The organism is Mesorhizobium sp. P2_F8 (genome assembly GCF_056403655.1).
In genome coordinates this window covers 1-10,805 of sequence record NZ_JBFUFB010000045.1, presented here as the reverse complement: position 1 = coordinate 10,805, position 10,805 = coordinate 1, and the positions used below count along the sequence as shown (strand labels likewise).

The following is a 10,805-nucleotide window of genomic DNA, read 5'->3' as shown; positions in this document are numbered from 1 at the left end:
AATTCGGGCTTTCGCGGGTAATCGTGACGTCATGGGCGTGGCTTTCACGAAGTCCGGCGTTGGATATGCGTACAAAAGTGGCGCGTTCGCGGAAATCGGCAAGATCGCGACCGCCGACATAACCCATAGCGGCTTTCAGCCCGCCTGCAAGCTGGTGCAGCACGCCAGACACAGGTCCTTTGTAGGGAACTTGCCCCTCGATGCCTTCCGGGACCAGTTTCAGCGTGTCGCGCACCTCGGCCTGGAAGTAGCGATCGGCGGAGCCGCGCGCCATGGCGCCGACCGARCCCATGCCGCGATAGGCCTTGAAGGAGCGGCCCTGATGCAGATAGACCTCGCCCGGRCTTTCATCGRTGCCGGCCAGCAGCGAGCCGATCATGGCTGCRCTGGCGCCGGCGGCGAGCGCCTTGGCCAGATCGCCGGAATATTTGATGCCGCCGTCGGCRATCACCGAGACGCCTGATTTGTGCGCCGTCTCGACCGCCGACATGATGGCCGAAAGCTGCGGCACMCCGACGCCGGCAACGATGCGGGTGGTGCAGATCGAGCCCGGGCCGATGCCGACCTTGACGGCATCCGCGCCGGCGTCGATCAGCGCCTGCGTGCCTTCGGCGGTGGCGACGTTGCCGGCCAGAATGCGAACCGAGTTGGAGAGCTTCTTGGCGCGCGCCACCGCGTCCAGCACGCGCTGCGAATGGCCGTGCGCGGTGTCGATGACCAGAAGGTCGACGCCGGCATCGATGAGACGTTCGGCGCGCTCGAAACCGTCATCGCCGACGCTGGTGGCGGCGGCGGCGCGCAAGCGGCCCTGCGCGTCCTTGGTGGCGTGCGGGTTGAGCTGCGATTTCTCGATGTCCTTGACGGTGATCAGCCCGACGCAATTGCCTCGGCTGTCGACGACGACCAGTTTTTCGATTCGGTGCTGATGCAGGAGGCGCTTGGCCTCGTCCTGGTCGACATTCTCCTTGACCGTGATCAGGTTTTCACGCGTCATCAGTTCGTAGACCTTCTGCGCCGGATCGGACGCGAAGCGCACGTCGCGGTTGGTCAGGATGCCGACCAGCCGACCGATCTTCTGGCCGCCGGTGCCGCCATTCTCGACCACCGGAATGCCCGAAATCGAATAGGTCCGCATCAGCGAAAGCGCGTCGGCAAGGGTGGCGTCGGGGCCGATGGTGACGGGATTGATCACCATGCCGGATTCGAACTTCTTGACCTGCCGCACCTGCTCGGCCTGTTCGGCCGGCGAGAAATTGCGGTGGATGACGCCAATGCCACCGGCCTGGGCCATGGCGATGGCAAGCCGCGCTTCGGTGACGGTGTCCATCGCCGCCGACAGGATCGGCACGTTGAGGTCGATGTCGCCGGCAATGCGCGTGCGGACATCGGTCTCGCCCGGCATGACCTCTGAATGACCGGGCTGTAGCAGCACGTCGTCAAAGGTGAGCGCCAGTGCGCCGGTGGACGTTTCGATGATTTTTGCCATGGCCAGTCCTCGGAATACAGAAAAAGCGCTTGACCAGGATGGACAGCGCCGACTCGTCTTCTTCCCTTTCAGGATTGGCGCTGGCTCGTAACACGTCCCGCCGCCGATGAAAAGCCGATGATTTCACGCTCCCGTAAAGGTGACGTGACGCCGAACGGACGCCATCTGCGATTGCGGTCGCACAAAAGTGACCGCAAATTAATGCGACATCCGCCCCAAGCCGTGATAACCGCCCTTCGTGTCGGCTCGCCCCCAAGGTCGGCAAGCATTTGACGACGAAACATCCAGTTCGGACGCGTTCCTTGAACCGCACCATCCCGCTCATCCTGGCGGTCGCTCTTTTCATGGAGAACATGGATTCGACCGTCATCGCGACATCGCTGCCGGCGATCGCCATCGACATCCATACCAGCCCGATCGCGCTCAAGCTGGCGCTGACGGCCTATCTGGTGTCGCTGGCGATCTTCATTCCGATCAGTGGCTGGATGGCCGATCGCTTCGGCGCCAAGAATGTCTTTCGTGCCGCGATCGCGGTCTTCATCGTCGGCTCGATCGCCTGCGCCCTTTCCGGTTCGCTACCGGCTTTCGTTGTGTCACGTTTCCTGCAAGGCATTGGCGGCGCCATGATGACACCGGTCGGGCGACTGGTGCTGGTGCGCGCGACACCGAAGAGTGAGCTGGTCGCGGCTATGTCCTGGCTGACCGTTCCGGCGCTGGTCGGGCCGCTGGTCGGACCGCCGATCGGCGGCTTCATCACCACCTATTTCACCTGGCACTGGATCTTCCTGATCAATGTCCCGATAGGCCTGATCGGCATCTGGCTGGCGACGCGCTTCCTGCCGCAGACCGAACCAACGCAGAACCCGCCACTTGATTTCATCGGCTTCGTGCTGAGCGGGCTGGCGGCATCGGGCGTGGTGTTCGGCCTGTCGGTGGTCAGCCTGCCATATCTACCGCCGATCGTCGGCATCATCACAGTGGTAGTCGGCCTGGCGTCGGGAGCACTCTATTTGCTCCATGCGCGCCGCGCCAAAAATCCGCTGCTGGCGCTGGAACTGTTCCGCAACCAGGTGTTCCGTTCCTCTGTGCTTGGCGGCTCGTTGTTCCGCATCGGCATCGGCGCCGTGCCGTTCCTGCTGCCGCTGATGTTCCAGATCGGCTTCGGACTGACGCCCTTTCAGTCGGGAATGATCACCTTCGTCTCGGCGATCGGCGCCATCGGCATGAAATTCGTCACCGCGCTGATCTTCCGCGTCGCCGGCTTCCGCCGCGTGCTGGTCGTCGGCTCCTTGGTCGCTGCGGCGTCGATTGCCATCAACGGGCTGTTCACACCCGACACGCCCTATCTGCTGATGCTGGCCATGCTTTTGGTCGGCGGCTTCATCCGCTCGATGTTCTTCACCGGCGTCAATGCGCTTGCCTATGCCGAGGTTTCGGCTGAAGACACCAGCAAGGCGACGCCGATTACCGCTGTCTTCCAGCAGCTTTCGATCGCGCTCGGCGTGGCGCTGGCCGGCGGCATCCTGGAAGTTTCGACGTCAATCCATGGCGGTCCGCTTTCGCTGGACGACTTCCACATCGCCTTCTTCATCGTCGCGGCTGTATCGGCGGCGGCGGCGCTGTCGTTCGTGCGGCTGGCGCCCGATGCCGGCAACGCCATCTCCGGCCATGGCCGGCTGAGCACGCCCAAGACGCTGGAACCGGTGAGCCCGCCTGGCAATTGATGCCGGCCCGGAAGGCAGCCGTCAGCCTTCGGACGGCTCCTGCTCAGCGCTTTGGGCACCATCCGGCGCCGTGCGTCCCTTGAAATCCTTGGCCAACAGATAGAGCTCGACCGATTCGTCGCGCGACGCCGGCGGCTTGACGTGATGGACCGAGCGGAAATTGCGCTTGAGCATGGAGAGCAGTTCGTTTTCTGCGCCGCCCTGGAAGGTCTTGGCGAGGAAATGCCCGCCCGGCTTCAGGACCGACAGCGCGAAATCGGCCGCCACCTCGCACAGATGCATGGTGCGGATATGGTCGGTCCTCTTGTGGCCGGTGGTGGGTGCCGCCATGTCGGACAGCACGACATCCGGGTCGCCGTCCAGCGCCTCGGCCAGCTTCTGCGGTGCCAGCGGATCGAGGAAATCCATCAACAGCACCGGCGCACCGGGAACGGCATCCATTTCCAGATAGTCGATGCCGACGACATGCGGCTTGTCGGCCGTCGATTTCGTGCGCGCCGCCGCGACCTGGCACCAGCCGCCGGGGGCAGCACCCAGATCGATCACCTTCATGCCGGGTTTCAGCAGATGATGCTTGTCGTCGATCTCGATCAGCTTGTAGGCCGCGCGCGAGCGATAGCCATCCGCCTTAGAGCGCTGGACATAGGGATCGTTGATGTGGCGCTGCAGCCAGCGGCGCGACGATTCCTTCAGGCCGCTCTTCTTCTTGATCCGCGTCTTTAGAACGCGAATGCTCGCAGACCCTGGTTTTTCCGGTTTCTTGGTCATTGCCTAATTTCTTGCCTGAGCATGGTCTCTGCCGAAAACCGGTCGCCACGTTTCGGATTCATGCTCGCCTTCTTGCCTGAGCATGATCTGTTCCGAAAACCGGGCGCCACTTTTCGGGATCATGCTCTGCCACGTCCATCGTTGCGCCAGACGCCGTCATCGGCCATCAGTTCGCTCAATATGCCCTCGCGCAGGCCACGGTCGGCGACGCGCAGCCGCTCCGACGGCCATACCGCGCGGATCGCCTCGAGGATAGCACAGCCGGCCAGCACCAGATCGGCGCGATCAGCGCCGATGCAAGGGTTGGCGCAGCGCTGCTGGAAATCCCAGCCGACCAGCTTTTCGACCATGCGGTCGACGCTGTCGCGGTCCATCCACAGCCCGTCGACGCGCCGGCGGTCGTAGCGTTCGAGGTCAAGGTGGACGCCGGCCAGAGTCGTCACAGTGCCCGACGTGCCGAGCAGATGGAAATTCGGGCTGGCCTTGAGATGGCTCAACCGGTCGCGACCGTCGAAGCTGGCCAACCGGTTGGCGACGTCGTCGACCATGGCGGCAAAGATCTCGCGTGTCACCGTGCGGCCGCCGAAACGCTCGGCCAGCGACACGACGCCGACCGGCAGCGACGTCCACGACACGATATGGTGAGCGAGCCGCGGCGAACGGCGGCCGCTGAGGTCGATCAGCGCGATTTCGGACGAACCACCGCCAATGTCGAACAGGACGACGCCTTGCGTGTCGCGCTCGACCAGCGAACCGCAGCCGGAAACCGCCAGCCGCGCTTCGGTCTGGCGATCGATGATCTCGAGCTTCAGGCCGGCCTCGCGCTCGACCCGGTCGAGGAATTCGACGCCGTTTTCAGCCGAGCGGCAGGCTTCGGTTGCGATCAGCCGGGCTTTTCTGATCTTGCGGTTGCGCAATTTGTCGCCGCAGATCTTCAGCGCCTCGACCGCGCGGTCCATCGCCGGCTGGCCGAGCCGGCCGTTGGCTGTGAGCCCCTCGCCCAACCTGACGATGCGTGAAAAGGCGTCGATGACGCGGAACTGGCCATGCCGCGTCGGCACGGCAACCAGCAGCCGGCAATTGTTGGTGCCGAGGTCGAGAGCCGCAAACACCGGAAGCTCCTGCAGCGGCGACCGGTGGGCGCCCGGTTCGTGCCGTGCTGGCGCAACGGCGGGCAAAACCACCAAATTGGGCAGTTTTGCTGCTTCCGCCGCCGAACTGGCGTTGCCGGGCACAGGCGATCGATTTCCTATGGGGTGCGCCTCGTCGCGCGCAAAAACCTTGCGCCCGCGCCTTCGCTTGCGCCGCTTCTTGGGCTTGCCCTTCTGGCTATGGGTTGCATCGCCCGCCTGCCCGTCGGCGGAGCGGGACTCCGTCGGGCGCCTTTGCCGCCATGAGCCTGCTGGCCCTGGCGAAGCGCTGGACGCACCCACCTCCGGCGCGCCGGCGCCGGTGTCGCGGTCTTCCACTGTCGTTCCTTCCGGCGCCGCGCGAACCGATGACGGACGCAGCAGGCGCTTTGACGTGTTTTAAGTTGCCGCCAGACTAACAGTGCCGCGCCCGATCACCAAGAGCCGCGCGCTCAATTTTGCCGGCTCGGCGCGTGAACCGCCATTGAGGCCGTGCCACGCAATGTACCCGTAAGCCTCGATTGGTAGGCGCAATGCCGGCTGGCGTCCCGTTGGGCCGCCCTCGACGCAGACAATTCCTGCCGGCTGCCGCAACRCAAAGCGTTCGCGGTTGAATAGCCGGCTTCAATGAGGCATTTCTGAAATGAGCGTAGGAATCCGGTGCAACCGGCCTCTCGACAGCAAAGGAAGCGGACCCGCAACGCATGGCAATCAGGCAATGAACTGGAGACGCTATTTCTGGCCGGTCGTCGGCATTGCGGCGGTGATTTTCTCGCTGCTCCTGCTCTGGCACGAACTGCGCGGCATCTCGCTCGACGATGTCTGGGGCGGGATATCGGCGATTCCGGCTCGCCGCTGGATTCTCGCGGCGCTGTGTTCGGTCGTCGCCTATGCCTCGCTCGCCGGCTACGACCACATCGCGCTTTTGCATATCGGCAAGAAAGTGTCGTGGCTGTTCGTCACGCTCTGCTCCTTCACCACCTATGCGCTGTCGCACAACATCGGCGGGTCGGTGTTCTCCGGCGCCGTCATCCGCTACCGCGCCTATGGCACCAGGGGCCTCACCGGCCAGGATGTAGGCGTGCTAGTGGCGATCTGCTGGATCACCTTCGTGCTGTCGACGATTCTAGCCTCCGGCCTCGTATTGGTCCTTGAGCCTGAGATTCTCGACCGGTTTTCCGGCATCGCCCATCACGGTCTGTCGGAAGCGGCGGGGATCGTGATGCTGCTGCTCGTCGCTGCCTACATATTCGGTAGCTGGCTGCATCTGCGCCCACTGAAGATCGCCAGCTTCCAGTTGCACTATCCGGCGCTGCCGATCGTCGCGCGGCAATTGCTGATCGGCCCGGTCGAACTGCTGGCGGCGGCTGCGATCATCTTCTTTGCCCTGCCATCGATCCACAACCCCGGCTATTTTGTCGTCCTCGGGGTTTTCCTGGTCTCGTTCTCGATAGCGCAGATCTCGCATGCGCCGGGTGGGCTCGGCGTGTTCGAAGTGGTGTTCCTGGCGGGGCTGTCCGACATGGATCCGGTCGGCGTGCTGGCGGCACTGCTGGTGTTCCGGCTGTTCTACCTTGTCATCCCGCTGATTCTGGGCCTTGGTATCGTGCTGTTCTTCGAACGGTCGCAGTTCAGCCGAAGCGAGAGCTGAGGCGCGGGTGGACTTGGCGTCGCCCGGGCCACGCAATGCGTGGAACCAACTTACAAAACGGACCGACAAAACGTTGCGATTGATCTGCCGAGCAGGCTTGACTATTTTCCGCTGGCGGCTACAAGGCAGCGCTCAAGCGGCTTGGCCGCTCGGCCCGCACGGTTCATGACCGCGCTTGCTGGGGAATAGGTTAACGGTAGACCCACGGACTCTGACTCCGTTAGTCCTGGTTCGAATCCAGGTTCCCCAGCCAAACTGGATCTCCCTTGGACACGACGATCCCTTGGGACTGATCCGTCGATAGCGCCGCAGTCGTTTCGGCAAGCAAATCAAACGGTTGTCGAAAGGCAGCGCGAACCTCGCCGTCTTCCCACGTGCAGTTCGACAGTAGCAGATTCAGAAGCCGTTTCTTCTCACCAGGAGCTTGGCGGGCGAACAGTTGCCGGGCATTTCGCGCTAGCTCCAACAGGCGCACGCCATCCTCCATGTATGATTCCTCGGCTGCGCCGTGCCGCTCGATCTCGCGTACCAGGCGTGTCTGTTCTATACGCCATTGCGCTGACATCCGATCGTAAAAGGCACTGTCGATGCGTCCATCGAGCTTGTCCAGGTACATTGCCTGGAGCCGATCCTCGAGGCGCTTGTATTCCTTCTGGCATCGCAGGATCGCCTGTTCCTGCTCCTTCCGCTCATCGGCGTGGCTGGCTTTGAGCGCGTCGCGGACCCAATCCAGCACCTCCTCATCGAAATGAAGTTTGTCCAGCAAGCCGCCAAAGGTCTCTTCGAGGACCTCCTCGCGGACGTACTTGCGGCGGCACTCGGCATAGCCACCACGGCCTTTGTCGCTGTGACCGGTGCAGTGGTAATAGACGTATTTGCCTTTCTTGATCTCGGCCACTACCGCGCAGCCGCATCTGGCACAGGTCATCAGGCCGCCGAAGGCAAATTCATAGCCGTAGGAATGGATAGGCGTCGCATGTCGGCCCATCAGCACACCTTGGACCCGCTCCCATAGCTCGATCGACACCAGCGGCTCGTGCTTGCCGTGCTGCAGCTTGCCGTTCCATTGAAACAATCCGGTGTAGAGACGATTGCGCAGAATCGAGTGCACCGTGCTCACCGGAACCGGATGCCCACTCTTCGGATACACAAGGCCTTCCGCGTGGGCTGCCTTCGTGATTGCCTTGAGAGAATATCCGCCAGTTGAGTAGCGCTCGAACAGCCTCGTTATCATCGGCGCCAACTCAGCGTCCGGTTCAATGACCTTCCTGCCGTCGCTCCCTGTGACGTTGAGATAGCCAAGCGGAGCCTTGGTCGGCCAGATTCCCTGCTCCGCCTTCTCCATCTGCCCTTTGCGCGCTTCCTCCGAGAGATTGTCGATATAGTTCTTAGCCATCAGCACTTTGATGCCGTGCATGAACTTTTCGGACGAGCGCGAGTCCTGTGAGAGGATCACGCCTTCCTTGGCGAGGTGGATCTCGACGTCAAGTTCGTCGAGCGTCACCCAATCTTTCAAATTGCGATAGAGACGGTCGGTCTTCTCAACCAGAACAACCCGCACGCCAGGGTGCTTCCGAAGGTATTTGACCATCTCGTTGAAGTTGGTCCGCCCGCTGCTTTTGGCAGTCTCAATGTCTATGAATTCCTGGGCAATACCAAACTGCTTCTGAGCCGCATACTCCCTCAGAAGTTTGCATTGGGCAGGGATGGAAAAGCCTTCCTTCTCCTGTTCCTTAGAGGAGACCCGAGCATAGAGCAGCGCCTTCACCAAGCCGCTGCGAGTTGCAATCTGCGCAGTTTTCTTGACCATCTCTTAGCCTCGTCTCCTGAGGGCGGAGCGAGGTGAAGCCTCGCTCATTCCATATTTTGCCATTCGGAAAGGAGGCGGAAGAACCCGGTGACGTTTTCCACGATCTGGCGCGCATCCTCCCTGGTGAGCTTTCGGCCAGTGCGCTGCTCGAACAACTGAGCCGTTCTATCCAAGAAGGCACCATCCACGGCGCAATTCTGTGGAGACAGGGTCGTCTCAACCGACCGACAGGCGTTCCTTGGTCTCTTCATCGTCTGTGCCCGGTTTCAGTCGCTTTGCAGCACCAGGCAAGGATCGCCGATTTCTCTCCAATCTCGAATGGCCGATGTGTACGCTTCAGCCGCCTTTTCCGCGCCGCCGCCTTGGACGGCTAGGGGCTAAACCCCTACCCTTCCCTTCCGGGTTCCGTCGGTCTGAGCGCGGACGAAAAACAGTCTTGATCTGCCGACGCGAGCGCGCCTTCTTGGCCCAGCCGCATGACATCGTCGAAGGCCGAGCGAATCTGCGGCCAGGGAAACTCTACGCCTCCCTCCCGCACCTCGCTCTCAAGAAGCACCGCATTCAATTTGGCCGCTACGCCGGTAAGGGAGGTGGCAGGTGCCGCAGCCAAGGCTTCGAGCAATTCTTCGGCTCGATCGGCTGCCGTGATTTCCGCCTCTGTCACGGCCGAATAGCCAATTCGCTTTTCGGCGGCATTCCAGCGTGCCTGATGAGCCTCCAAACTGGCTTCTGCATCGGCGCGAGCGTCATCGGCCTCCGCATCAGCATTGAGCACCTCGCGGAGTGCCCTGATAGAATGAACCGTCAGATTCTCGCCACCGGGCAACTGGACGGTCACACAAGGGTAGCCGATGGTCTCCACAAGCGTGCGTTCCAAGTGCGCACTTTGATTGCAGAGGCGCTCGCTCAGTTCGTGAGCAGTGCGCCATTCTCGCCAAATCGCCAGCGCGGGATCGGAAGGTACCGCTGCTGCCGGCGCCTTGTCGGCAAAAGCACCTCTTTCCCATCCTAAGATTGCAATCGCCGTTGCACCAAGTACCCTCCTGCGGGTGACGAAAGACAAAGGCGTGGTATTGTCGGAATCAGCCATGATCCGAGCTCCTAAACAGCTTGGTAGTGGTCAGGCCGCACCGAGTGTATCGAGCACCGGTGCGGCCGCTAGTCACCATCGTTTATGTCACTTTTTGTGACTTTTAACAAGATGAATGTCATGAAAACGGACATACTGCCTCAGCAGATCCGAGCAGCTCGGGCCTTGATTGACTGGACGAGAGAGGACCTGGCGAACGCCTCCGGAGTGACAGTTCGGACGCTCGCCAGAATTGAAAGCTCTCAAACGCTCCCTAGGCCGGCAACACTTCAGGCGATATCTTCTGCGTTGGAAGCGGCGGGGATCGAATTCATTTCGCAGAATGGAGGGGGACCAGGCGTCCGCCTTGCGCTTCGACTGGACGACAGCTGACACCACCAACAGCCGTTCTGCTATGGAGTCTTTCCGAAGAGCGATCGTTGGCGGGATCGGAAAAGCCTAACTTCAGTCCGCTAAGGGGCCGCTTCCTGTGTCCGGTTTCGGTGATCGCCCAGCGGTAAGCTGCCTTTCTGCGCCCGACCCCATTGCGGACATCGACGCGCCGCCGTTTCAAAAGCGGCTCAGCGCCCCCTTCCCGCCATAGAGGCTGGTCGCACCATTTCCCGCGAGCAGTCGTTCCACTAAAAAGGCCGTGGGCGGCAAGCCGACTGCCAGGTCTTAGGCAGCAGCGTCGAAAATCTTACCTTTGGTGGTCAGGGCGGTGGGCAACCCGCCCTCTTGGCCCATTCGACAAATCCGGCCAGATGGACATGTCCGCGGCGCCGCAATACAATTACGGATAGTTCCTGCCTTGGGAGCCATCGCGCAGTATGGCTGAACAACGCGCTCAACGTCGCCTTGCCGCCATCCTGGCCGCCGATGTGGTCGGCTATAGCCGCATGATGCAGCAGGACGAAGCCCGCACGCTAGCGATACTGAAGGATCGACGGAAAACCGTTCTCGAACCGACGGTCGCCAATCACGGTGGCCGGATCATCAAGCTGGTAGGTGATGGTGCTCTCATTGAGTTTGCCAGCGCTGTGGACGCAGTCGAGTGCGCCGCACGGCTGCAAGAACGCATGGCTGCCGGAAATGCTGACCAGTCGGACGGTCTCCAGATCGTGCTGCGCATTGGAGTCAACCTGGGCACAACCTGGGCGACGTCGT

Annotated in this window: 9 protein-coding genes and 1 tRNA gene; 5 read left to right on the top strand and 5 right to left on the bottom strand. The window is 61.9% G+C overall.

Annotated elements, in window-relative coordinates; translation table 11 throughout:
* Positions 1-1,486, bottom strand: a 1,486-nt coding sequence (gene guaB / locus AC1DZP_RS35040; RefSeq protein ID WP_477308802.1) for an IMP dehydrogenase, incomplete at its 3' end; no start/stop codon positions are given.
* Between the two features lie 302 nt (positions 1,487-1,788).
* Between guaB and AC1DZP_RS35035 the strand changes: the two genes are divergently transcribed.
* A complete protein-coding gene (locus AC1DZP_RS35035) occupies positions 1,789-3,210 on the top strand; it encodes a DHA2 family efflux MFS transporter permease subunit (protein ID WP_477308800.1) in 1,422 nt (473 codons plus the stop codon).
* A gap of 21 nt (positions 3,211-3,231) precedes the next feature.
* On the opposite strand, the gene AC1DZP_RS35030 is transcribed toward AC1DZP_RS35035, so the two are convergent.
* Positions 3,232-3,978: an RlmE family RNA methyltransferase gene (locus AC1DZP_RS35030; protein ID WP_477308798.1), complete on the bottom strand. Its 747-nt coding sequence runs from the start codon at positions 3,976-3,978 to the stop codon at positions 3,232-3,234.
* A gap of 119 nt (positions 3,979-4,097) precedes the next feature.
* Complete coding sequence (locus AC1DZP_RS35025) at positions 4,098-5,447, bottom strand: Ppx/GppA phosphatase family protein (RefSeq protein WP_477308796.1); 1,350 nt, start codon at positions 5,445-5,447, stop codon at positions 4,098-4,100.
* A 379-nt stretch (positions 5,448-5,826) separates the two neighbouring features.
* Between AC1DZP_RS35025 and AC1DZP_RS35020 the strand changes: the two genes are divergently transcribed.
* Both AC1DZP_RS35020 and AC1DZP_RS35015 read left to right on the top strand, forming a co-directional pair.
* Positions 5,827-6,759: a lysylphosphatidylglycerol synthase domain-containing protein gene (locus AC1DZP_RS35020; protein ID WP_477308794.1), complete on the top strand. Its 933-nt coding sequence runs from the start codon at positions 5,827-5,829 to the stop codon at positions 6,757-6,759.
* A gap of 179 nt (positions 6,760-6,938) precedes the next feature.
* Positions 6,939-7,012: transfer RNA gene (locus AC1DZP_RS35015), tRNA-Gln, on the top strand.
* Here the strand turns inward: AC1DZP_RS35015 and AC1DZP_RS35010 are convergent.
* Both AC1DZP_RS35010 and AC1DZP_RS35005 read right to left on the bottom strand, forming a co-directional pair.
* Positions 6,980-8,569, bottom strand: coding sequence for a recombinase family protein (locus AC1DZP_RS35010; protein ID WP_477308792.1), 1,590 nt, complete (start codon positions 8,567-8,569; stop codon positions 6,980-6,982). The two genes, AC1DZP_RS35015 and AC1DZP_RS35010, sit on opposite strands and share 33 nt — an antisense overlap.
* A gap of 385 nt (positions 8,570-8,954) precedes the next feature.
* Positions 8,955-9,659, bottom strand: coding sequence for a hypothetical protein (locus tag AC1DZP_RS35005; RefSeq protein WP_477308790.1), 705 nt, complete (start codon positions 9,657-9,659; stop codon positions 8,955-8,957).
* Positions 9,660-9,743: 84 nt separating this feature from the next.
* Between AC1DZP_RS35005 and AC1DZP_RS35000 the strand changes: the two genes are divergently transcribed.
* The gene (locus AC1DZP_RS35000; RefSeq protein WP_477308788.1) at positions 9,744-10,031 is read left to right on the top strand and encodes a helix-turn-helix domain-containing protein; all 288 of its coding nucleotides are present in this window, start codon (positions 9,744-9,746) and stop codon (positions 10,029-10,031) included.
* A gap of 437 nt (positions 10,032-10,468) precedes the next feature.
* Positions 10,469-10,805 (top strand): adenylate/guanylate cyclase domain-containing protein (locus tag AC1DZP_RS34995; RefSeq protein ID WP_477308786.1); only part of this gene is annotated, 337 nt, incomplete at its 3' end.

Bases quoted from the DNA above. Each gene is read 5' to 3' on its own strand.
- AC1DZP_RS35030 (WP_477308798.1), bottom strand. From the start codon at position 3,978: ATGACCAAGAAACCGGAAAAACCAGGGTCTGCGAGCATTCGCGTTCTA.
- AC1DZP_RS35020 (WP_477308794.1), top strand. From the start codon at position 5,827: ATGAACTGGAGACGCTATTTCTGGCCGGTCGTCGGCATTGCGGCGGTG.
- AC1DZP_RS35010 (WP_477308792.1), bottom strand. From the start codon at position 8,569: ATGGTCAAGAAAACTGCGCAGATTGCAACTCGCAGCGGCTTGGTGAAG.
- AC1DZP_RS35005 (WP_477308790.1), bottom strand. From the start codon at position 9,659: ATGGCTGATTCCGACAATACCACGCCTTTGTCTTTCGTCACCCGCAGG.
- AC1DZP_RS35000 (WP_477308788.1), top strand. From the start codon at position 9,744: ATGTCACTTTTTGTGACTTTTAACAAGATGAATGTCATGAAAACGGAC.